A 24,070-nucleotide genomic window follows, 5' to 3' on the forward strand; every position below is an offset into this window, starting at 1 on the left:
CGATACTCTCCTCACTAGATCAACTCCCTCGGCGTCTTCCTACCCCACTCCGGCCAGCCCCGCCCCCCTACCTCCCGACCTCCACCATCTCCCCGCGCGGGATACACCAACAACAAATACTGGATGCGCATTCGCATAATGCCTCCGTAATGAAAGGATTCTATTCGCTGCTGGAGTGATAATATGGCAAAGTTCAAGTGGACATCAAATGAAGGCATTGCAACGCTGATCTTAGCGGTGTTGAGCTGTCAGTTTATTTTTTTTGAGGGGATGGACGTCAGCATTCCGAAAGCCCTCTTCATGTCTCTGACTCCTCTGCTACTGCTAACTCGTGCCCCCTATATGTCAAAAGCTATCTTCCTGGGAGGTTTCTTCTGGGTGCTGACAGTGCTGCTGAGCGTATTGCAGTTCGGACCGACTCGAATGTCAACCTTCTACTATACAGCCATGTTTCTCTCGACCTTTGCGCTGTACTATAATCTGGTCTACATCAAAAAGGTTTTTTCTCTGGATGGCTTTTTGCGTGTCGTGAAGTGCATCATCTACGCCTATGCCATTTGCCTGGTTCTACAACAAATGTGCATTCTTGTAGGCATCCGCCATATGCCGCTGATCAATCTGATGGGGATGCCCTATTATTCCCTTTTCCATTTGAATACTCTGGCGATTGAACCTTCCCATGCGGCACGGATTCTGACGGTTTATTTCTATGCCTTCCTGAAGTTGCTGGAATACAAAGACGGACATGCTCCCAAACTGAAAATGCTGTGGCGGGAGCAACGGTGGACCGTCCTGGCCTTCCTGTACACGATGGTGAGCATAGGAAGCGGCACCGCTTTTGTGGGGCTTGGAATCCTTGCCCTCTATTTCATGCGCAGGGAATATGCCGTATACGCCATTGTTGGCGCCAGTGCCCTTTATATGCTCATCCCCCTGATTCACTATGAACCGCTGGAACGTGCTGTAGCGGTCTTCAATGCGGCCTTGAGCGGAGATACGGAAACCGTCATCAAAACGGATCACAGCGCTTCCGCCCGCGTAAACATTATTCTGGATACATTCCTCCATCTCGACGTAACAGATCCCGGTACATGGTGGGGACGCGGAGTGGATTCTTCATATACTGCTGGGCGGGCGGTGGTGAGCGCCATCACGGACTATGGCCTGTTCTCTTATCTCTCCAAACTGGCGCTTTTCTTCTCCTGCTGTTTCACCCGCTTCCTTTCTCTTGAGGTGTTGATATTTGTATTGCTGTTCAGCCTCAATGTAGGAAACATCGCCTATGGCTGGGCCTGCCTGATGGTTTTTTCAACGCTCAAATACTTCCAAATCCAATATAAAAAATGAACGAGTCTCCTTTTTTATCCATAGTCATCCCCGTTTACAACGGAGAAGACAGAATCTCCCGCTGTCTGGAAAGCATTTGGTCCCAGGGACTCGAACCGGGCTCTTATGAAATCATCTGCGTGGATGATTGCTCCACAGACGGAACGGTTGCCCTTCTGGAAAAACTCCAGCGTGAGCACGGTGACCTGAGGGTGCTGAAAAACGCCGCCAACCTGCGGGCGGGCGGCAGCCGCAACCATGGCGTCCGGAAAGCACGGGGGGAATATGTCCTCTTCATTGATGCGGACGACTATTTCCACTCAGGCTCCCTGAAGAAAGCATGCTCCTTCCTGCAGAAGCACCAACTGGATATCCTCATGTGTGACTTTGCCAGAGAAACAGAAGCGCATTCAAGTACTCAACTCATTCACCATTTCAAAAACCGGGAAGTGTTGTCCGGTAGAATGTTTTTGTTGAAAAACAGCCTGCCGTATTCTCCATGGAAATATTTATTCAGAAAGCAACTGATGGTGGTCCGGGAAATTTTTTTTGAAGAAAAAGTTTGTTGTGAGGATGTAGACTGGACACACCGTATGGCTTTGGCTGCTGAAACGATGCAATACGTGCCCATACTTCTTGTTCATAATGTACTCAATGACTACAGTACAACAGCCAATGAACACAGGACACTCAAATCCGTATCTGACAAGTTCTTTGCCGGATTTCGCCTATTGATTCTGGCTGAACAATATCAACAATATCCGGAAATAGCATCCCGGCTAACAGAAGTAGCAACGGAGTATTACCGGCAGGGTATCCGGTACATGGCAGCAGTATACGCTCCCATCTCTCAAAAACAAAATGTCCTGTGTCAATATATTCCAAATAATTACACGCTCATCCAGAAAATTAAAATGACAAAAAAATTCTCCTTCCTTTTTGCGTTGCTTTCGAACCTGGCAGCTCCTTTCGTTCAACATCTAATCTCCTTCAAACGTAAATATGCAGGAAGATAATACAGCAAAGCGGAATGAACTAACATTGGCCATTTGCGTCTATAACTGCGCGCCATATATTGAAGAAACGCTACACTGCATTTCCTTGCAGACTTTCCAAGATTTTGATCTGCTCATCGTCAACGATTGTAGTACGGATAAAAGCGTAGAAGTGGTAAAGCGCTTCTTCCTGGAATATCCCCGTCAATATGAACTGGTCAACTTCGAGGTAAACCGGGGACTGAGCGCAGGACGGCGGTATGTGGAAGAACATGTTTCTACCCGTTACATTCTCTTTGTAGATGCAGATGACTGCCCCCATCCGACACTGGTGGAAAAGCTGTACGGTAAAATAACTTCGGATACCGAACTGATGGCTGTGGGCTGCCATCTGGAGTACATGGATAATGAAGGTCAAAAGATGCAAGGTGGTATTTACCTGGGGGAAACAACCAAAGAAGGTTTTTATGAGAAAGCGGCAAAAGAAAAACTGATCTTCATGCAGCCCACGGCTATTTATGAACGTGAACTGGCCTTGCGAGTGGGCGGACACAACGTGACGGGCTTTCCGGAAGGGAAACCTCGCTACCAGGACTTGTGTGAAGATCTGGATCTGTGGACGCGCATGAGCGATCTCTATGTTGAGGGGAAGGCCATTGTCGTTGTTCCTGAACAACTCTGCCGCTACCGGAAGCATGAATCAGCCATGTCCTCCAATTCTTTGGGGATGCTGTTGCGCATGCGTCACATCAAAACGAATCTCAAGCTCCGCCGCAGGGGGGAGCCGGAGTTAAGTTTCATTGACTTCCGCGCCCAAATGGCGGAGGGAGAGTACAGCAAGCTGGAAAAAGAGGCCCGTGCGGCGGATTCCTTGCGCCGCGCCTATTATTTACTGCGTTCCCGTCACTGGGTTACCGGGGCAAAGAGCCTCCTGACTTCCATCTGCTCCAATCCCGGCTACATCGCGGATAAAATAAAACATAACCTTTTGAAACATAAATGAAGACTTCCGCTGAACTATTAACTTCCCTGTTCGCCCTTCTGAATGAACGGGCGGAGTATGCCGTACTGCGCAATTTTGAAGGATTGCCGGCCTGCAACCCGAGCCGGGATGTGGACATCATTCTGGAACCTGCCACCTATAAAGAGCTGAAACATGCCATGCTGGAATTGGTCGAGTCCTCCGGATGGAAGATCGTTACCTACCTTAAAAGTGATCGCCTGATTACCTGGGTCTGTGGCGGGGTGGATTCAGCATGCCGTGTGGAACTGGTTCAGCTTGACTTCTTCTTTGATACATCCGTGTTCGGCATACGTCTCTTGAGCGCAGCAAAACTGCTTAAAGGCAGGGTGTTCAACGGAGCTATCCACCATGTGAATAAAGAAAGCGAATTCCTGGACAAGTATGTTTATGACCGCGCGGTAGGCGCCTCCTATCCGGAGAAGTATGCTGCCACCCGCGCAGCGGCGGAATCTTCTGACCGCGTAAAAGACACGCTCAGCGAACTCTTCGGCGTAGCCGATGCGAAAGCCTGTGACGAATGCGGCGGTAGAACGCTGTTGCTGCGCGCCCTGATAAGCAACATGGTCCGCCACCCATTTTCTACCCCGTTGCGATTCTTCCGATTTGAGTATTACCGCTTGCTTAACTATATCCGCTCAAACACGGGATTCAGCATCGGCTTTACGGGGCCGGACGGCTCAGGAAAGACGACGGTCATTGATCTGCTGCTGGAGAAACTGGGTGATGTATTTCGCACGGCGCATGTTTATTATCATTTCCGCCCTGCCCTTTTTTGGAATCTGGGGGAAGTGGCCCATTCCGCCGGCATCAAAAAAGAGGTGGACCGCGACTACAACAAGCCTCACCGCGGTGGCCGTACGGGAGCTTTGAGTTCTTTGGCGCGCCTGCTGTACTATTCCCTGGATTATGTGCTGGGCTACTTTGTGAAGGTTAAGAGCGTCACCCGCATCACGCGCCTGGTGATTTTTGACCGTTATTTTACGGATATTATCTGCGACAGCCGGCGTAGTCGCATCTACCTGCCGCCGAAGTTCCTCTACTGGTTCGGGAAACTCTTCATTCCATCCTTGGATTACAACATTCTGCTCACGGCCGGCTCTGACGTCATCCTGGCCCGCAAGCGCGAGCTGGATGAGGATGGCATCCGCTCCATCAATGACCGCATCGACTACCTCACCGGCAAGCCGGGCTATCTCAAGGTACTCAACGAAAGCACGCCCGAGGACGCCGTGAGAACCATTCTGGAGCACGTGTTCGCAGAGCAGCATCGCAAAAATATTAAACGTCTGGGGTGATATGGAAACACGCAACAATAAACTCGACTGGGTAGATGCCGTAAAGGCACTATGCATGATAGGTGTGTACATCCTGCACAGTGAAGCCTATTGCCCCTCATCAGGTCTGTCTTATGGATATATTCTCAGCCCTTTTTATGTCAATGCTTTCTTTGTGGTGAGCGGATACTTGCTATTCCGTCGCTTCATGAATCACAATAAATCCATCATCATCAATAATTTTCAAAATAATGGAAGATGGGAGGAGTATAAACATACCCTGAAAAATATTATTTTCCGGTTAATGATTCCAACCATGCTTTTTTCCACCCTCCTTTACATCCCCAAGGTAAGCTTTCATGGCGGAGCTCTGACTTTGCCGCAATTTCTACAGGAAGTACCCGGGGGAGTCAGCTACTGGTTCACGTCTGCCTTGGCTGTGGCTCAGCTGGTATTTTTGTTTCTTTTCCTGTTTAAGGGAAGAAGTGTATGGTTTTATGTCCTGATCAGTATTGGTTTATTCTCCTTGGGTCTATATCTGAATGGTTTGGAGGAGCGTACCCAAGCCATAGATTACTTTCCCTGGTTTTATTGCACGGGGCTCGAATACACCTTACTCATGGCTTTAGGCGGCTTATACCTGCGCTATGAAAAGTTTATGGAGAGCATGATGAAAGTTTGGGGAACTGTGCTTGCCTCTGTGCTGTATATAGGCTTACTGGTTTACGGCAAAGAAATTTCGCCGTTGCTAATGATGGGAGCTGGCGGCAGGGTAAATCCTCCTGGCATTCTAACGGTGTTCTGCAGCGTACTGCTTGTGTTTCGGGTTTGTAAGCTTTTACCCCACGTGCGCTGGTTGGAGTACATCGGTCAAAATTCCATTGTCTTTTACTTCTTTTCCGGCGTCATGCCGGCAATGGCAGGGAAGTTGATGGTGATGGCTATTCCGTCCGGGTATGGCTATGTAAGCACTCTTGCCGTTGCCGTATTTTCCCTGTTGCTAAGCACTTTGATATGCGAGGCGATCAATCGCTATGCTCCTTTTATGCTGGATGTGAGAAAACTCAAATTATGGAATGTAAAAAACTGAAAATCTTCGTATCCGCCTATGCCTGTGAACCGGGGCTGGGCAGTGAGATTGGCGTGGGCTGGCACTGGGTGCTGGAAATGTCCCGCCGCTTTGAGCTATGGGTGCTGACGCGGGAAAGCAACCGCGCAAACATTGAGCCGTGGATAGAGGAACACCCCGAATATGCAAGTATCCACTTCCTCTATTTCGATTTACCCAAATGGGCGCGTTGCTGGAAGCGCGGCCTGCGCGGCGTGCGTATCTATTACAACATCTGGCAGACGCTGGCCAACGGCATCGTCAAGCGCACCATGCGGCGGAACGGCATCACCATTTTCCACCACCTGACTTACGGCAATGTGCTCTGGAAGGTGAGCCGCTACGGTCAGCGACAGTTTTTTATCTGGGGTCCCGTGGGCGGCTTGGAAACAATCCCGGCGGAGTACAGCCGTCATTATCCCCACCATGCCCGCTGGCTGGAGCGCCTGCGCCGCGCCGTAGTGGCGGCCCTGCCCCTGAACCTCGGGTTCCGCCGTCGTTGCCGCCATGCCGACCTCATTCTTTGCAAGACGGATCTGCTGAGACAGCAGTTGCCGGTCGCAGCCCGGCAACATGCCGTGCTCTTTACGGATGTGGCGGTAGATGAGCAGCTTTCCCCCTTGTCCATGAACGGGAAAGAGGAAACAGGCACTATTGCGGAAAGCGGAGGAAACGCGGTTAAGTTCATCACCGTGGGGCGTCTGGATGCATGGCGTGGCTTTGACCTCGTGCTTGAAGCTTTTGCCAGGGCTCAACGCCGGCATGGCAAGTTGCAGCTGACGATTCTGGGCAAGGGCGGCGACCGCCAACGACTGGAACGGCTGACGGACAAGCTGGGTATTGCCGGACAGGTGGACTTTCCCGGAGCGGTAAGCATGGAGGAGTACCAAAACCGAATGCGGGCAACGGATGTAGTGGTGAACGCCTCTCTGAAAGAGGGAGCGGTAACGGTTTCCTTTGACTCCATGGCACTGGGCAAGCCTCTCATTTGCATTGATACCACAGGATACACGCGTTATTTTTCTTCCGATTATGCGGAATTGATCCAGCGCCGTGGACGAGAGGAAACGATTGCTGACCTGGCGGCGGCCATGTTGCGGCTGACGGATGCCGGCCTGCGGGCAAAACGCGGTCGCCTTGCCCGGCAGGCGGGGCAGGAATTTGGATGGAAGCAGCGTGGAGAGGAAATTCATACGGTGATCATGAAGGCATGGGAGCAGTCCGGAATACCAGCCGGTAAAGGGAAAGGAGGCCCTGCCGATGCCTGATGAGTTGCTGTTTTCCGGTATTTTTAGCCGGAGCGAAAGGGAGGAAGTCTTCTATAGCTTTTCCAATGCGGATGGCAAGCGCTGGCTGATGCCGGCACGCCACATGCACACGGCAATGCAGCTTTACCAGCCCAGCGGCCCCAAGGGAAAGTTGCTGAAAATGCTTTTCCCTCGCTTGCATTACCTGACGCCGGTACAGAGAGTGCTGCATGCGGAGCGCTTGCAGCTTGCCCTGCGCCCCCAGCTATGCGAACTGCTGACCGGGCTTTTCCCGGGGGGGCCTCTGGAGCTTTCCGTCTTTTGCGGGACCCCCTGCGTCCACCGCAAGTTCACCTTGCAACTGAGCAGGGGAAAACGCATTCTGGGTTATTGCAAGGTGACGGGAAGTGATGAAATTGCCACGCTTTTCCGGAAAGAGGCGGCTCTGTTGCGCGAGCTGGCCGAACGGGGAATGACCGCCGCCCAGCTGCCCGGCGTACTTTTCTGCGGGTATCTGGACGGAGTACCGCCTATTTTTGTGCAGAGTACGGTAAAGAGTGAACATTCCCGCGTGCTTCATGACTGGAGTGATGCGCATGATGGCTATCTGGACCGCCTGCGTGATTGTACCAAGCAACTCTTGCCCTTTGAAGAAACGGATTATGCCCATACGCTGGAGGAACTGGAGAAACACCTCTGCTGGGTGCCGGAACTGCCGGGCAAGGACTGCCTGACGCGCGCCATCGACCGTGTACGGGCGGCTTATGAGGGGCGGGAGGTGGAATTTTCCGCCTATCATGCGGATTTTACACCGTGGAACATGTTTATGGAGGGACAACAACTCTTTGTCTTTGACTGGGAGTATGCGCAGAGAACCTATCCGCATGGATTGGACCGCTACCACTTTTACACCCAGACAGCTACCTTTGAACGCCGCATGGGGGCGGAGGAAATTTTGAAGGAGCTTCCTTCCCTTCCCTGGGTGGAACGGAAGTTGTACCTCGCCTACCTGCTGGATGTGGTGTCGCGCTTCACCCTGCGTGAACGTGGTCAGGTGGAGGGGGATGTAGCGCGCTCCTTCGGCGTATGGTTGAAACTGATTGAAGATTTATCACGATGAACAAACGCATTGCCTGTTTCCATTTGTACAATGACTACAGCGGCAGCCCCTCGGTGCTGCGCGTGGTGCTGGAAGGCCTTTTGTCCCGTGGCGGAGTGGTGGATTTATTCACCTCCCGCGGCGGCGTGCTGGATGAACTGCCGGAAAGTACCGCCTTACGCCACATTACTTGCCCCTACCGCTTTTCTTCACATGCCGCGCTAACCTTGTTGCGCTATGCGATGGTTCAGTTCCATACGGCGCTGCTTGCCCTGCGCTACATCTTCCGGCGCGATGTAGTCTTTTATATCAACACGATTCTGCCGCTGGGCCCGGCGCTCGCCGGGCGTTTGACGGGCAAGCGCGTCGTGTACCATTACCATGAGAATGCTTTTATAAAGGGATCCTTCTACAGCATGCTCGCCCGCTGCATGCAGGCGCTGTCCACGGAAATCGTCTGCGTATCCGCCTACCAGCGTTCCTTCCTGAAGCGGCAGGAGAGAGTGACCGTCATCCCGAACGCCATTTCTCCGGCGCTGGCGGAACGTCTGCATCCGGATCCTGAAGCGGCCTTTGAACGGCAGCGTGTGCTGATGCTGGGTTCTCTGAAGCTGTATAAGGGGGTGCGGGAGTTCCTGTCACTGGCTCAGAGTTTGCCTCAGTTCCGGTTTGAACTGGTAGTGAATGACACATGGGAGAATATCAGTGCCTTCATCACCGAACAGAGGATAAGTGTGCCGGAGAATGTAACGCTGTTCCCCCGTCAGGAGGATGTAGCTCCCTTTTACAACCGGGCGTCTCTTGTGCTGAACCTTTCCCGAGTGGATATGGCGGTTGAGACCTTCGGTCTAACGGCGCTGGAGGCCATGACGGCGGGGCTGCCCGTCATCGTACCTCCAACGGGCGGCATTGCAGAGATGGTGGAGGATGGCGTAAATGGTTACCATGTGGACTCGCATGAGGGGGAGCTGCTGGCAGAACGGATTAAGCAAGTACTGGGTGACAGGCAACACTATCTGCGGCTGGCAGACGGCGCCACAGCCACGGCGGCACGTTATGATGCAAAGCGGATGGTCGCGGCCATTGAAAAGATGCTAAACGGAGAAAAGTAAACAAAAAGGAGGGATGAAAAAAGTCGCAATTATAGGCACGCAGGGAGTGCCCGCACAGTACGGAGGTTTTGAAACGCTGGTAGAAAACCTGCTGGGAAAGAATTGCCCGGCAGATGTGCAATACACGGTGTTCTGCAGTAGTAAGGATTATCAGGAAATGCGTTCGGAATACAAGAGGGCGCACCTGATCTATGTACCGCTACACGCCAATGGCGTGCAGAGCATTCCTTACGACATGTGGTCGCTTGCCAAGGCTTTGGGGCACAGTTATGATGCCGTGCTGGTGCTGGGTGTCTCCGGATGCATGGCCTTGCCGCTCTTCCGCGCATTCTACAGGGGGCGCATCATCGTGAACATTGACGGGCTGGAACACCGCCGTGACAAATGGGGCGGTTTTGCCCGCTGGTTCCTGCGTGCGTCTGAGGCAATGGCCGTGCGTGCGGCCGATGTGGTGGTGGCGGATAACCAGGGAATTGCCGATTATGTGAAAGAAACCTACGGACAGCAACCGCGCGTGATTGCCTACGGCGGAGACCACGTCGTCCGCACACTTTCCGAAGAGAGGCAGCAGGAAATTCTGCGCAGCATGGGGCTGACAGTAGGCGGCTATGCGCTTTCCATCTGCCGCATTGAGCCGGAGAATAACTGCCACATGACGCTGGAAGCCTTTTCCTGCAGCGGTCGCCCGTTCGTATTTGTGGGCAACTGGGAACGCAGTGCCTATGGACGGGAATTGAAAGCCCGTTACGCCAACAATCCGCACCTGCAATTCTGTGACCCTATTTATGACCTGGATGTGCTTTATGTCCTGCGTCGCCATTGCTCAAGCTACATCCACGGCCACAGCGCCGGAGGCACCAACCCCTCTCTGGTGGAGGCCATGCATTTCGGCATGCCCATTTTTGCCTTTGATGTGGTCTACAACCGCGAGACAACAGGCCATGCCGCCCACTACTTCTCTTCCGCTGAAAATCTGCGACAACTTCTGGAATCAACGGACGCTGCCGGGATGCGCCGCAATGCGGAGACCATGTTTAACCTCGCTCAAAAGGAATACACCTGGGAGCATATTGCCAGGCGGTATATTGAGTGCTATTATTGAATCAACCATATTTTAAATATAGAAATTACCGATATAATAAATCAACCAGCGATTTTTAAGAAAAGTACATTCCTGAACTTTCGGAATGTAGTGTAAGAATACAAGACATTACTTTTCAAGATAATTGAATAATTAAGGTATTAATTCTATTTTTAATATCAAAAAAAACTTAAAAGACGTCTACCATCATATTTCATTAAATTCCTATAATTTTTCTTGCAAAACAACAGAAAAATAACTACTAATTATCTACACATAATCATGAACTACAAAACTATCATTACCACATGTTCGACCCTGGCTATTTTCAGTGGATTTGCAAACGCTGATATTCAGTTGAATCTCGAAAATATGAAATTTGATGCAGAGCAAGTTAAACCGCTCAGTCTTTCCGCCAAGGTAGCTTACAACACCAAGTACGTCAGCCGCGGCCTGGCTTTTCAGCAATCCGGTAGCGACCATGTGGTGCCCGTGGAAGCCATCGGCGCTTACAAACTTAATAAAAAATATGCCCTCGTGGGTGGCCTCAAGTACCAGTGGCTGACCCAGAATGACTTCACGCATGACAGCACGGGCATCTCTGATGAAGGATCGGCCCTCCTGGGTGTCAGCCGCAAATTCAGCGACTATACGATGGCTTCCCTGAGCTACCAGTTCGTCAACGGCGGCCTCCCCGGCATATTGAACGTCCATAAGGGAGAAGCTCCCAGCTTCCCGGCATTTCATCACGGCCACTCTGAAGAACATAGTTTTGTGTTGGATATCCATCACGACTTTGGCAAGGGACTGGAAAACTTCTTCTGGGATTGCCGCGTACAGTACACCTTCCGCTGGATGTCCGGCTGGTGGTTTACCAACACGCTGGGGTATAAATATGACTTCAACCCGTCTACCTCCCTGGTCGTGGCGGGAACCTGGAACGCCTCCTCCGGCTACTTTGACCGGGATTCCCTGAACTCCAACGGCACACAGGGCATTTCCCTGACCGTGGCCGTGCCCTTCAAAGCAGTGGACCGCGTGGTTCTCACTCCCTTCGTCAGTACTGTCTGGCTGGGCAACGGCGGCATGGCGGCCAACCACCGCGGACCTTCCGACCGTTTCCCCTGGCGCACCCCCTCTAAAGTCTACCGCAACTTCACGTTTGTGGCGGGCGTGGGGGTCAGCTACTCCTTCTAACAACCTTTAACCATCCCTCAGCTCCCGGCGCTTTCCCGCATGCGCCGGGGGTCTGCTTCCTTTTCCGCCCATGCCTCTGTCCGCCGTTTTCCATACCGATTCCCTTCAGGAACAGGTTGCCGCCCTGGGTGACGCCTTCGCCATTGCCGGAGAATTCCTCCATTGCGATACCATCAACAGCGGCCATATCAACATGACCTTCCGGGCCACCTACCGGAAGGCAGACGGCACCACGGACCGCTACATCTTCCAGCGCGTCAATGACGCCGTCTTCCAGTGCCCCAGGGACGTGATGCACAATGTGGAGAAGGTGACCAACCACATCCGCTGGAAAATGCTCCGGGTGTTGAAGACTCCCTTCCGCCAGACGCTGAACCTGTACGCCGCCCGGGGCGGCCGCAAATATCTGGAAATCCCCGGTTCCGGTTTCTGGCGCTGCTACAACTGCATTGAAAGCACCCATACGTTTGACGTGGCGGAACACCCCCGCCAGGCTTATGAAGCCGCCCGTGCCTTCGGCGCCTTCCAGCAGCTTCTGTGCGATATGAATCCGGAGGACATTCATGAAACCATTCCGTTCTTCCACCATACCCGCAGACGCTTTGACCGGCTGGAAAAAGCAGCCGCCAAAAACTCCCACGGGAGGCTGGACTCCTGCCGGAGGGAGCTGGAATTCATCCTCCGCCGCGAGCATTACGTGGACGTCCTTCTGAACCTTCAGGAACAAGGGGAGCTGCCCGTCAGAATCGTCCATAACGACACTAAAATCAATAATGTGATGCTGGACAGGGAAACGGACAAGGCCGTCTGCGTCATTGACCTGGACACAGTAATGCCCGGCAGCATCCTGTACGACTTCGGAGACATGGTGCGCACTATGACCTCCCCCGCGGCGGAAGATGAAGAGGACCTGGACAAGACCTTCCTGCGCATGTCCATGTTTGAAGCCGTCGTCCGGGGCTATCTGGACGCCGTCAGGGACTTCATCACGCCTCAGGAAGTTTCCAACCTCGCCTTTTCCGGCCTGCTCATCACGCTGGAAACCGGCATCCGCTTCCTGACGGACTATCTGGAAGGGGACGTTTACTTTAAAACGGAAAAGGACCTCCACAACCTCCACCGGGCGCGCACCCAGCTTAAACTGGTGGAAAGCATGGAAGAGCAAATGCCGGAAATGGAAGAATGCATCCGGCGCCACGTTCACGCGGCCTCCCGTTGACATTCGCCTAATTGACGGCCACACGATTTTGTGATCGTATCGGAATACGGGTATTTGATATACTCTTCCGCATGTTAAAAAATATTTCTCCCCTCATCAGTCCTTCCCTGCTGAAAATTCTTGCAGAAATGGGGCATGGCGATGAAATCGTCTTCTCCGACGCCCATTTTCCCGGCCATACCTTCAACCCCACGGTGCTGAGGGCGGACGGCCTGGGAGCGGACGCCCTGCTGGCCGCCGTCATCCCCCTTTTTGAACTGGATGCCTATGCCACGCCCGTCATCATGATGGCCCCCGTACCGGGAGACTCCCTGGACCCCGCGGTAGAGGCCAAGTACCGCAAAGCGCTGAATTATGACGGGGACATTGAACAAATGGAGCGCTACGCCTTTTATGAACGGGCCAAGAAGGCCTACGCCGTGGTCATTACCGGAGAAACCGCCAAATACGGCAACATCATCCTGAAAAAGGGCGTTACCCCTCTTTCCTGACCTTTGCCCGCGCAAACAGACCATTCCATGCAGTACGATTTTGACGAAATAATCGACCGCCGCGGCACCGGTTCCCTGAAATATGAAGCCCTGCTGCCGCGCTGGGGCCGGGACGACCTGCTCCCCCTGTGGGTGGCGGACATGGATTTCAAGACGCCTCCGTTCATCATGGAGGCCATCCGCCGCCGCTGTGAACATGAGATTCTGGGATACACCGTCAAGCCCCGCGCCTTTTTTGAAGCCATCCGGAACTGGGTGGACCGCCGTCACGGCTGGAAGGTGCGCGCCGGGGAAATCGGCTTCGCTCCGGGCATCGTTCCCGGCATTTCCAGCGCCATCCAGTGCTTCACGGAGCCGGGGGATAAAATCATGATCCAGCCGCCGGTATATCATCCCTTCGCCATGATCATCCGGGAAAACGGACGGGAAATCGTAAATAATCCCCTGATTCTGGAACATGGCCGCTACCGCATGGACATTGACCATATGCGGGAGGCCGTCCGCGGCTGCCGCATGTTCATCCTGTGCAATCCCCATAACCCCGGCGGCCGCGTGTGGAATCCGGAGGAACTGCGCCGCGTGGCGGAAATCTGCGCGGAAAACGGCACGCTGGTCATCTCGGACGAGATCCATGCAGACCTCACCTTGCCCGGCCACAGGCACACCGTATTCGCCACCGTCTCCGACCAGGCGCGCATGAACTCCGTCACCTACATGGCGCCCAGCAAAGCCTTCAACGTGCCCGGTCTCGGCAGCTCCTACCTGGTCTGCCAGAATCCGGACCTGTTCGAACGATACCAGAGCTTTGTCAGCGGCAGGGAACTGGCGGAAGGCCACGTCTTTGCCTATGAGGGGCTTATCAGCGCCTACTCCGGACCGGAAGGAGAGGAATGGCTGGCCCAGGCGCTGGACTACATTCAGGAAAACATCCGCTACGTAGACTGGGAACTCCGCCGCCGCATGCCCAAAATCAAGGCCATGATTCCGGACGCCTCTTACCTGGTTTTCCTGGACTGCCGGGAACTGAACCTCTCCCAGAAGGAACTGGTGGATTTCTTTGTGGACGGCGCGCATCTGGCCCTGAATGACGGCTCCATCTTCGGTAAGGAAGGAACAGGCTTCATGCGCCTGAACGTGGGCTGCCCGCGCTCCATCCTGGAACGGGCGCTCCACCAGCTGGAAGAAGCGTACCGGGCGCGCGGCTTCTGATCCGGAGAACTTAACGTCCTCCGTAGCAGCACATTTCAGCGGAGGGGAGCTTTCATGCTTCCCTCCGCTTCCTCATGCCTGGGAATATTGGCCCAGGACTGCCTACTCCGCTCAACGGGGGGAACTCCCTTTTCCGTAGTCATTTGCCGGCGTTCATTTTTCAGTTGCCGCAAACTCCTTCCGGGGTCCGGCCCGGGGCCGTCCCTAAGGCATCAAACACTGGCAGGGAATGACTTTGCTTGCAAAATAAAAGGAAAGGAGTATCGTTCCCCGCATGTACTATATCACCACGGCCATTGACTACACCAACGGACCGCCCCACATCGGGCACGCCTATGAAAAAGTCCTTGCGGACGTTCTCGCGCGCTGGCACCGGATGAAGGGGGAGGAAGTCTATTTCCTGACCGGGGTGGACCAGCACGGCCAGAAAGTACAGCAGACGGCGGAAAAGCTGGGCATTACGCCCCAGGAGCACGTGGATAACATCACGGCCAAATTCCTGGCCCTGTGGGAACGCCTGGGCATCAGCAATGACGGGTGGGCCTCCACCACGGACCCGCACCACAAAGCCTGCGTGCAGAAAATCCTGACGAACCTGAAAGACAAGGGACAGCTTTACAAAAAATCCTACAAGGGATTTTATTCCGTGCGCCAGGAACAGTTCCTGACGGACAAGGAACGGGATGCGGAAGGCAACTTCGGCCCGGAATGGGGGGAAGTGGTGGAACTGGAGGAAGAAAACTGGTACTTCCGCCTGACTGATCATGTGGAATGGATGAAGCAGTTCATGGAAAAGAGCAACTCCTTCGTTCTTCCCGGCTTCCGCAAGGCGGAAGTGCTTAATGCCATTGACTTTGACTCGGACCTCTGCATTTCCCGCCCCAAGAGTCGCCTGTCCTGGGGTATTGAACTTCCGTTTGACCCGGAATTCGTTACCTACGTCTGGTTTGACGCCCTGATTAACTACGTCTCCTTCGCCGGCTATCTGGCGGAACCGGACAGCGGCCTGCCGGAGTTCTCCAAGCTCTGGCCCGCGGACTGCGAGGTGATCGGCAAGGACATCCTGGTGCCCGCCCACGGCGTGTACTGGCCCGCCATGCTGCACGCCATGGGCTTTTCCGACGAGGAAATGCCCACCCTGCTCGTCCACGGCTGGTGGAACATCAACGGGGAAAAAATGTCCAAGTCCATCGGCAACGTGGTGGACCCCAACCTGCTGGCGGAACAGTTCGGCCCGGAACCCGTGCGCTATTACCTGGTGCGGGACATCACCACCGGGAAGGACGCCAACTTTGACGCAGACCGCCTGGTCATGCTGTACAATACGGAACTGGCCAACGACCTGGGCAACCTGTGCAACCGTTCCATCAACATGACCCGCCGCTACTGCGATTCCATCGTCTCCGGTGCGGAGGAATACGATGATGAAGCCTCCAAGGCCCTGCGCGTCACCATGGACCAGGCCGTCACCCTGTTCTCCAGATTCATGGACGACAACATGGTTTCCGACGCACTGGCGGCCCTGAACGCCCAGGTTTCAGCCTGCAACGCATACATCGAACAGCAGCAACCCTGGCAGCTTGCCAAGGATGAAGCCTCCGCTCCGCGCCTCCGCTGCGTACTGCGCCACCTGCTGGAATGCTGCTCCCAGACGGGCTACCTCATCGGCTGCGTGCTGCCGGAGGCCTCCGCCCGCATTCTGGACCAGTTGAATGCTGCGGACCTCTTCCAGGGCCGCACACCCGCCACGCTGGCATGGGGAATCCTTCCCGCAGGCCACCGCATCAATGACCCGGCCCCCGTCTTCCCCCGCATCCTCTCTGAAGAGGAAAAAGCCAAGCTGGCTGAAAAAGCGGCCAAGGCGGCCAAAAAACAAGGCTGATTCCCGTGAGTTCCCCCGCATCCTTCGTCAAATCCCTGCTGGCCCAATGCTGCCTGGGCGGCATCTGTGAATGGGTGGTCTGCCCCGGCGCACGCAACATGGCGCTGCTCCAGGTGCTGGCCGCCGCGGAGGACCTGGTGAAATGGACCCACTTTGACGAACGGTCCGCCGCGTTCTTCGCGCTGGGCCGTATTCAGGACATGGGGCTGCCCGTGGCCGTAGTCACCACGTCCGGCACGGCGGCGGCGGAACTGCTCCCCGCCGTGGTGGAAGCCTACTACCAGCGCCGCCCCCTGCTCCTGCTCACGGCGGACCGTCCGGCGGACTACCGCGGCTCCGCCGCTCCCCAGGCCATTGAGCAGGCGGACCTGTTCGGCATTTACGCGCCCACGATTGACCTGGAAACGCCGGACTGCCTGCCGGAAGACATTCTGGAAGACTGGGATTACGCCTCCCCCCTTCACATCAACGTCTGCCTGCCTGACCCGGACCCCTCCTGGAATCCCGGCAGCTGCGACCTTTACCCGGCGGAACCGCCGGAAGAAAACGACTTCCGGGGCTCCCTGGCGGAACTGGCCCGGGCCCTGCGCTTCAAATCCCGCGACGGCCTGGTGGTCATGATCGGCGGCCTGGACCCCACGGAACAGGCTCCCGCCCTGTGGCTGGCCAATGAACTGAAAGCCCCCGTCGTGGCGGACGCCACTTCCGGCCTCCGGGAAGAACTGGCTCCTCTGGCCCTGACGGATGCGGACACCCTGCTGAAGGAAAACCCGCCCGCCGTCCTGCTCAGAATCGGGGACGTGCCCGTAGCCCGCTTCTGGCGTGATTTGGAGGACATCCCCTCCACGGAAATCTTCTCCATCACCCGCACCGGCTTTTCCGGGCTGGCCCGGCCGGCCTATGTCGTAACCGGGGATTTGGAGGCCATCCTGCATGCGCTGGGCGACGTGGACCCCGTGGGGGACGTCAACGGCCTGCGCGCCATGAACAAGCGCAGGAAGGCCCTGATGGAGGAACTGCTCATCACCTGCCCGGACAGCGAACAGGCCATGGTGCGCGCCTTCTCCTGCTTCGCCGCAGACGGAGACTGCATTTACCTGGGCAACTCCATGCCCATACGGTACTGGAACAGCTTTGCCCAGACGGCCGTTCCCACAGAGAACGTGCGCGCCAACCGCGGCGCCAACGGCATCGACGGGCAAATCTCCACCTTCCTGGGCGTCTCCGCCCGGTGTTCCCGTTCCTGGGCCCTCGTGGGCGACCTGACCGCCATGTACGATTCCAACGCCCTGGCTCTCCTTCCCCAGCTGGACAAGGGAACCCGTGTCCTGGGCATCGTCAACAACGGCGGCGGCGGCATCTTCCGCGCCCTGCCCGGGGCAGACAACCATTCGGAAGCCATGCGTAAACTGCTCGTGCAGCCCCATTCCCATTCCTTCAAGGCCATTGCGGAACAATGGGGCATGCGCTATCTGTGCATCCGTACGGCGGAAGACTTTGACCAGCTTGATTCCCTGGAAGAAAACAGCCAGGTTCTCGCGGAACTCATCCCGGACCGGGAACAAACGGAACAGGTCAGGAATGCCCTGGCACAGCGCTGAAAGCGCCGCCTTCTTCTTTCAGGTTCTTTTTGAGGCAAAAAAGAAGAAAGGAAGTTCTTTCTTCCTGCCCCATCCTGCCGAATAGTCGGAAGGAGCGCCGCAAGTCCTTGAGACATTTCCTGAAAGGCTTCTTTTCAAACGAAACGCTTTCCGGAAAAACCCGGACATTTTCCAGAACGGCCATAAAAAAACCGGGGGAACCCTTTGGCCTCCCCCGGTCCTGAATCTTGTTCAACCGTCATGCATCCTTTACGAATGCATTCAATTTACAAATAACTGCGCACCACGCCGGAGACGCGTTCACGGGCGGCGGCAATGCGCTTGCGCAGTTCAAGCGTGTAGGCTTCCATGTCCCGGATGGGGGACTGGGCTACGCCGGAGATCATGGCCGCCTGGGCCACGGCCGGGCATTCCCATTCAATGATGCGGGGATCAATGGGTTTGGGAATCACGTAGTCAATGCCGAAACTGAGGGGGACGCCGCCGTAAAGGTCAATCACCTCCTGCGGAACGGGTTCCTTCGCCAGATCCGCCAGCGCGCGCGCGGCGGCTATCTTCATCTGCTCATTGATGACGGAGGCGTGCACGTCCAGGGCGGCGCGGAAAATGAAGGGGAAGCAGGAGACGTTGTTCACCTGGTTGGGCCAGTCGGAACGGCCGGAACCCATGATGCAGTCCGGCCGCGCCTTCTTGGCGTCCTGATACGTGATTTCCGGGTCCGGGTTCGCACAGGCGAAGATGATGGGGGAAGGAGCCATGAGCTTCACCATGTCCTGCGTAAGCAGTCCCTTGGTGGAAAGCCCCAGGAACACGTCCGCCCCGGTAAGGGCTTCGTCCAGCGAGCAGTCTTCCGACTGGGAGAACTGGGCCTTGGTGGCATGCAGGTCAATGCGTCCGGTATGAATCAGCCCCTTGGAGTCAAACATGTAGATATGTTCGCGGCGAACGCCCAGCGTCATGTAGAACTTGGCGCAGGAGATGCCGGCGGCTCCGGCTCCCACTACCACAACCTTCATGTCTTCCAGCTTGCGGCCCGTCAGCTCTGCGGCGTTCAGGAGGGCTGCGCCGGAGATCACGGCCGTCCCGTGCTGGTCGTCATGGAACACGGGAATATTCATTTCCTCGCGGAGGCGTTCCTCCACCATAAAGCATTCCGGGGCCTTGATGTCTTCCAGGTTGATGGCTCCGAAGGTGGGCTCCATGGTCTTGATGACCTCGATCAGTTTTTCCGGCTCCTTGACGTTCAGTTCGATGTCAAAAACGTCAATGTCCGCGAACACCTTGAACAGAACGCCCTTGCCTTCCATGACCGGCTTGGCGGCGTCCGGGCCGATGTTGCCCAATCCCAGCACGGCGGTACCGTTGGTTATGACGCCCACCAGATTGGAGCGCCCGGTGTACAGGGCGCTCTGGGAGGGGTCTTCTTTAATGCGGAGACAGGGTTCAGCCACGCCCGGGGAATAGGCAAGTGTCAAATCCCGTTGTGAAAAGCAGGGCTTGCAGGGCAGCGTCTCCACCTTGCCGGGGCGGGGCTGGGAATGATACTGCAAGGCATCTAGTCGGATATCGGAACTCATGGTGGGTGGTATGAAAACAGAAAATCGAGCCTTGCTTGCACCACATAATAACAATGCATTCAAGCAAATAATTGATTAATCGCGTCACACGCGGCGTCCGGAAAGCGCCTTTTTACATTGAAAGAGCCCTCCGGATGTGGTAATAGATAGCCGGATTACCAATTGCCACGCGACCATGGAAAACACTCCTCCCCTGCCTTCCGGCTTCAATATCAACGGCTATCTTGTCCAGTCCCTGAAGCAGACGGATTCCCTCTGCCACGTTTACTATGCGTCAGACGCCAATCACGTCCAGTACCTCATCCGTGAATTCTGCCCGCAGGGCCTCGCCGTGCGCGATCCGGAAAGCGGTAAACTGCGCTATCCGGAAACGACGGACATTGCCGGGGAAGTCCTCCCGCTGAAGAACGATTTTGAAGCCCAGTTCCGCACGGGTTCCCTGGGGGAAATCCCGGCGCTGGGCACCCTGTACCTGGTTTATGCCCTGCCCGGCGTCCATCCGGCCGCAGAGCAGCCCCCGGTTCCGGCCAGCCCGGCGGAGCCGCTCCAGCGCGACCAGAGAACCCTGGCCACTCCCGGCACGGCGGCGGCTCCCATCCCGGCATCCCCCCTTCCCCTGCCCCGAAAAAAGAAGAGTTCAGCCGGAATATGGATCCTCATCCTGATTCTTCTGGGGGGTGCCTACGGAGCCTACCATTACACGCAGAAGCCCGCGGAAGCCCCTCCCGCTCCACAGGAGCCGGCCAGGCCGCATCCCAAGAAAGAAAAGAACCAGGAAGCCCCCAAGCCGGAAAAGAAAGCCGCCCGGCCTGCGGAAGAGACGTCAGACCCCTTTGAGCAGGAAACAGCCGGAGAAAAGGAACAGCCGGAAGAAACTCCGGGCGCCGTTTCCCCTGCGGAGGAAGACGGTGACCACGCCGTTCCGGCAGAAGAGCCTGCTCCCGAACCCGAACAGCCGGCTGAAGATTCCGATACGACGGAAACCGACACTTCTGCGGAGGAACAGCCGGAACCGGCAGCTCCCGCCATGGAGAAGGAAACTCCGGCTCCGGCAGCACAGGCGGCAGCCAAGCCGGCTGCCTCTACCCAGCCGCGCAGAAAAGCCGTGAAGCAGACCACCAACATGGGGGACGTCAACGCCTACGTAAAAAAGTACGCCAAGGCCATGACGCTCAACCAATGGAGAAAACAGTACGCCAACATGTACACCAGCTGGTTCGGCAACTCCGAGGAAGTGGCCAAGGGCTGGATCACCACCTTCGGCCCGCTGGGCTTCCGCGCCCGCGGCCTGGATTCCTCCTGGCCGGATACCAATTTCCGCGGCTTTTTCCCCAAGTCCCTGTTGGACCCCAACGGGGAACCCGTCACCAACCTGTACATGGTCACCCAGGTGATTGAAGGCTCTCCCTCTGAAAAATACGTGAAGGAGGGTGATGTGATCCTGGGCATTGACGGCCAGCCCTTCAAAACGGCCCTCAGCCTGGACGTTCCCTACGGCCCCTACCAGCATCAGGACAGGCGGGGCCTGGATATGCACGCGGGCCTGCTGGTGGACAAGGCGGAAGGCGCCGGAAAAATCACGCTGAACCTCATTCCTGCGGAAAACGTGGAAAAAATCCAGGGCATTCCCCCCCTCTGGAAGGAAGTCTTCCGGGAAGAACGGGCCAAACACCCCATCTCCCTCTCCATCCCGGTCAAGGGCGGCCAGCAGCTGCGCCTTCACGTGGATGACGGAGGCAACGGCATCGGCAGCGACGGCTTTGAATGGTCGGACCTGAGGCTGGAAGGTTCGGGCGGCCCCATCCCGCTGACCAAGCTCAAGCCCATTCAATACAGCGTGGGCTACGGGGCGGCCAAATACGACCCCGAACGCAAGGTATGGCTGGCCCATGCCGTCTCCTCCCTGGTCTTTGACATTCCCAAGGGGGACTGGAAGCTGAAAGGCACCGGAACGCCCGGCGGAGCGGCTTCCGTGGGGGTCACGGTGTACGTAGGGGGCGCCTCCTCCCTGCCGGATGCGGTGAAAAAATACGTGAAGAACGTCACCTTTAAAATTCCCCAGCTGGGATCCTATGCCCCCGGCTTCCCCAAAAACTGCGCCAAGAGCAAGGCCGTGGTCCATATGATGAGCGAATGGCTGGCAGCCCAGCAGCGCGAGGACGGTTCCTGGGAACGCCCCGGCGGCTACTGCGGCAACCACTATGACACTGGCTGGGCCGGACTGGCCCTGATGGCCACAGGCAACCCGAAGTATGACCCCGTCATCAAAAAAGCGGCGCAGTACATCGCCTTCTCCGGCTCCCAGTGCTGGTGGGCCGTGCCGCAGGCCTCGGCAGGCATCTTCCTGTGCGAATACTGGCTGCGCTACCGGGACAACTCCGTTCTGCCCGCCATCCGCAACGGCGTCCAGCGCATGAAAAACGAGGTCCTTTACGGGGACTTCGTCACCGGCCACGGCATCCATCCCGGTTATGCGGGTACGGGCGTCAGCATCGGCGGCTCCCACATGTGCCTGTTCCTGGCTCTGGCCAGCAAGACCCCGGCCCGCACGGAAGACGACGTGCTGGACAAGATGATGGACCACGCGCAATCCATCTGCCCCACCGGCATGGGACCGTACGGACGCATGACGGAAACCTTTACCTTTGAACCCAACCGCCAGTGCGGGGGCACCTACTCCGGCCGCCACGGCCCCTATTACATCGCCTCCCTCATTTGCGGAGGACCGGAGCTTTACACCAAAAACAGCCGGATCATGTACAAGGAAGGCCCCATCGGCGGTTGCGACCAGGGCCACTCTTCCGAGACGCTCTCTATGATGTGGGCTCTTCCCGCCTACTGGCGCACGGATCCGGAAGTCTACTATAAAAACATGGAGGCGTTCCGGTGGAAACTTACGCTGCAGCGCCCGTTTGACGGCGGCATGGTCCAGAACCCCAACCGCCTGGAACTGATGACGGCAGACCCCGTCATCGGCACTTACATCCGCACCAGCATCTGGATTACGGCCCTGTGCGCAGAACGCCAGAACCTGGCGATCACGGGCAAGCCGGAATTCCAGGCCAAGACCTTCCGGAAGGTTCCCCCCATCATTGATACGGAATCCCGCTTCCTGAACACCTACGTGCGCAACTGGTCCATGGTCAACGCCGCACTGGGCGCCAAGGCTCCCGGCTCCCTGAAATCCGCCATCCGGGAACTGAAAAACATTCCGGTGGAACAAGGCTGCCGCTTCAAGCTCATCAGCCTCGTCAATTCCCGGGCGCTCCCCATCGCCAAAGCCATCATGGCCATTCCCGGCCTGGATCAGCTGACCAAGGCCACCTGTGCGGAAATGATCCTGGGCATGGACGTGCGCATCTTCTTTGAACCCAAGCGCAAGGATGACAAGGTCCAGCCCGGGGAATATTCCCTGAACGTGGATGTCCAGCAGCCGCTGGGAGGCCGCGCCCTGGGACTCCAGCGTGACAAGGAGCTGGAAGGAAAAGCCAACTCCGCCTACAAGTATGACTTTGCCGGCACGGTGCAATTCAGTGACACCACCACCTTCTCCCCCATGGAAACCATTTCCTGGACGCCCTCTTCCAACTTCGGCGGCCAGTGGAACGTGCACTCCTATAAGAAGGACCTCAGCGGCCCCACCCAGCCGGGCGTGCAGAAGATGAGCGCCAAGGTCAAATGGCGCGTGAACGACCTGGACGTGGAATATGACCGCCCCATCGCCGTAGGCGGCTTTGAAGTGGGCTGCGGAGAAAAGGCCCATCCGGTCACCAACTGCAACCACCTGTGGGTGCCGGGCATCCTGATCCGCGACCACGGCAACTGGGGCTGCTCCTTCCATCTGCCGGACGGCACCTATATTTCCGCCGCTTCCCAGGGCAACCAGATAGAAGTATACGATGAAACGGACAAGAAGAAGGAGAAAACCTGGGTTTCCCCGAACGATGCCTGCCTGACGCAGGGTTCCCGCTGCCTGTTCCGCGTTTCTACGGACTGGCACGGCCTGGAATGCCGCGTGCGCGAACTGAAGCTGCTGGGAAGCGCGACGGAGGAAGTGACGGATTACAAGCTGAAAGCCTCTCCCGGCGGCCATGTAGATACTGGAAAACTGCTGGACCGGGACGCCACCACCGCGGAAGAACTGGAAGCTCCGTCCGGAGAAGACGATCCGCTGGTGCTGGAGCTTTCCCTGAAAAACGCCGCCTCCCTGCGTGCCGTGGATATCAAGCTGGAAAAGGGCAATACCCGCCTCATTATTGAAGCCAACAAGGGCGGCAAGTGGATTCCCATCCACTGGGGTTCCCTGGGAGCTGCCACTGCCGGCGTCAGTGACGCCCAGAAGGCCATGTATGCCAATGAACCGGAGGTGCTGCGCATGCTCCAGCTCCCCGGCAACGGGTTTATCAAGTGCATGAGGACGTTTGAACCCATCACGACCAACAAGCTGCGCGTCAAGCTCTTCCAGAAGGGCGGAAAAATCCGTCTGGCGGAGCTGCACGTGTACAAGGCGGACGCCGCCAAGCCCGCCGCCCCCAAACGGCTGGCCACAGCTCATTAAACGGAATCCCTTTTAAAGCCTTTTACTCAGGCGCTGCCCCACTCATCCGTGCGGCAGCGCTTTTTTATCA

The 24,070-nt window shown here is 56.3% G+C and carries 17 protein-coding genes; 16 read left to right on the plus strand and 1 reads right to left on the minus strand.

The window, feature by feature from the left end; genetic code table 11:
• The first annotated feature begins 183 nt into the window (after window positions 1-183).
• The 15 genes from LIO64_RS03090 to menD all read left to right on the plus strand — a co-directional run bounded on the left by LIO64_RS03090 (window position 184) and on the right by menD (window position 17,865).
• Window positions 184-1,347 carry a hypothetical protein gene (locus LIO64_RS03090; RefSeq protein ID WP_290547989.1) on the plus strand — a complete coding sequence of 388 codons (1,164 nt, stop codon included), beginning with the start codon at window positions 184-186 and terminating at the stop codon, window positions 1,345-1,347.
• Window positions 1,344-2,342, plus strand: coding sequence for a glycosyltransferase family 2 protein (locus LIO64_RS03095; RefSeq protein ID WP_290547990.1), 999 nt, complete (start codon window positions 1,344-1,346; stop codon window positions 2,340-2,342). Before LIO64_RS03090 ends, LIO64_RS03095 begins: the two co-directional genes overlap by 4 nt.
• Window positions 2,329-3,324 (plus strand): glycosyltransferase family 2 protein, encoded by a 996-nt coding sequence (locus LIO64_RS03100; protein WP_290547991.1) that lies wholly within the window; start codon window positions 2,329-2,331, stop codon window positions 3,322-3,324. The genes LIO64_RS03095 and LIO64_RS03100 overlap by 14 nt, the downstream gene beginning before the upstream one ends.
• Entirely contained in the window at window positions 3,321-4,640 is a 1,320-nt protein-coding gene (locus LIO64_RS03105) for a hypothetical protein (protein ID WP_290547992.1), read from the plus strand. Before LIO64_RS03100 ends, LIO64_RS03105 begins: the two co-directional genes overlap by 4 nt.
• 1 nt (window position 4,641) lies before the next feature.
• Entirely contained in the window at window positions 4,642-5,709 is a 1,068-nt protein-coding gene (locus LIO64_RS03110) for an acyltransferase (protein ID WP_290547993.1), read from the plus strand.
• The gene (locus LIO64_RS03115; RefSeq protein ID WP_290547994.1) at window positions 5,691-6,995 is read left to right on the plus strand and encodes a glycosyltransferase family 4 protein; all 1,305 of its coding nucleotides are present in this window, start codon (window positions 5,691-5,693) and stop codon (window positions 6,993-6,995) included. The genes LIO64_RS03110 and LIO64_RS03115 overlap by 19 nt, the downstream gene beginning before the upstream one ends.
• Entirely contained in the window at window positions 6,988-8,094 is a 1,107-nt protein-coding gene (locus LIO64_RS03120; RefSeq protein ID WP_290547995.1) for a phosphotransferase, read from the plus strand. Before LIO64_RS03115 ends, LIO64_RS03120 begins: the two co-directional genes overlap by 8 nt.
• Complete coding sequence (locus tag LIO64_RS03125; protein WP_290547996.1) at window positions 8,091-9,185, plus strand: glycosyltransferase family 4 protein; 1,095 nt, start codon at window positions 8,091-8,093, stop codon at window positions 9,183-9,185. The genes LIO64_RS03120 and LIO64_RS03125 overlap by 4 nt, the downstream gene beginning before the upstream one ends.
• Before the next feature lie 13 nt (window positions 9,186-9,198).
• Window positions 9,199-10,287, plus strand: a complete 1,089-nt coding sequence (locus LIO64_RS03130; RefSeq protein ID WP_290547997.1) for a DUF1972 domain-containing protein — start codon at window positions 9,199-9,201, stop codon at window positions 10,285-10,287.
• A gap of 351 nt (window positions 10,288-10,638) precedes the next feature.
• The gene (locus LIO64_RS03135) at window positions 10,639-11,463 is read left to right on the plus strand and encodes a hypothetical protein (protein WP_290547998.1); all 825 of its coding nucleotides are present in this window, start codon (window positions 10,639-10,641) and stop codon (window positions 11,461-11,463) included.
• Between the two features lie 70 nt (window positions 11,464-11,533).
• Window positions 11,534-12,682 carry an aminoglycoside phosphotransferase family protein gene (locus LIO64_RS03140; protein ID WP_290547999.1) on the plus strand — a complete coding sequence of 383 codons (1,149 nt, stop codon included), beginning with the start codon at window positions 11,534-11,536 and terminating at the stop codon, window positions 12,680-12,682.
• A gap of 71 nt (window positions 12,683-12,753) precedes the next feature.
• Window positions 12,754-13,173, plus strand: a complete 420-nt coding sequence (gene fucU, locus LIO64_RS03145; RefSeq protein ID WP_102727121.1) for an L-fucose mutarotase — start codon at window positions 12,754-12,756, stop codon at window positions 13,171-13,173.
• Window positions 13,174-13,200: 27 nt separating this feature from the next.
• Window positions 13,201-14,382, plus strand: a complete 1,182-nt coding sequence (locus LIO64_RS03150) for a MalY/PatB family protein (protein ID WP_345779564.1) — start codon at window positions 13,201-13,203, stop codon at window positions 14,380-14,382.
• Window positions 14,383-14,656: 274 nt separating this feature from the next.
• Window positions 14,657-16,264 (plus strand): class I tRNA ligase family protein, encoded by a 1,608-nt coding sequence (locus LIO64_RS03155; protein ID WP_290548001.1) that lies wholly within the window; start codon window positions 14,657-14,659, stop codon window positions 16,262-16,264.
• A gap of 5 nt (window positions 16,265-16,269) precedes the next feature.
• Window positions 16,270-17,865 carry a 2-succinyl-5-enolpyruvyl-6-hydroxy-3-cyclohexene-1-carboxylic-acid synthase gene (menD, locus tag LIO64_RS03160; RefSeq protein WP_290548002.1) on the plus strand — a complete coding sequence of 532 codons (1,596 nt, stop codon included), beginning with the start codon at window positions 16,270-16,272 and terminating at the stop codon, window positions 17,863-17,865.
• Window positions 17,866-18,131: 266 nt separating this feature from the next.
• Here menD and LIO64_RS03165 read toward each other — a convergent pair whose 3' ends face one another.
• Entirely contained in the window at window positions 18,132-19,442 is a 1,311-nt protein-coding gene (locus LIO64_RS03165) for a malic enzyme-like NAD(P)-binding protein (protein WP_290548003.1), read from the minus strand.
• A 175-nt stretch (window positions 19,443-19,617) separates the two neighbouring features.
• On the opposite strand from LIO64_RS03165, the gene LIO64_RS03170 reads away from it, so the two are divergent.
• Window positions 19,618-24,000 carry a DUF6288 domain-containing protein gene (locus LIO64_RS03170; protein ID WP_290548004.1) on the plus strand — a complete coding sequence of 1,461 codons (4,383 nt, stop codon included), beginning with the start codon at window positions 19,618-19,620 and terminating at the stop codon, window positions 23,998-24,000.
• The last annotated feature ends 70 nt before the right edge of the window (window positions 24,001-24,070 follow it).

The organism is Akkermansia sp., from assembly GCF_020860705.1.
Classification (GTDB): domain Bacteria; phylum Verrucomicrobiota; class Verrucomicrobiia; order Verrucomicrobiales; family Akkermansiaceae; genus Akkermansia.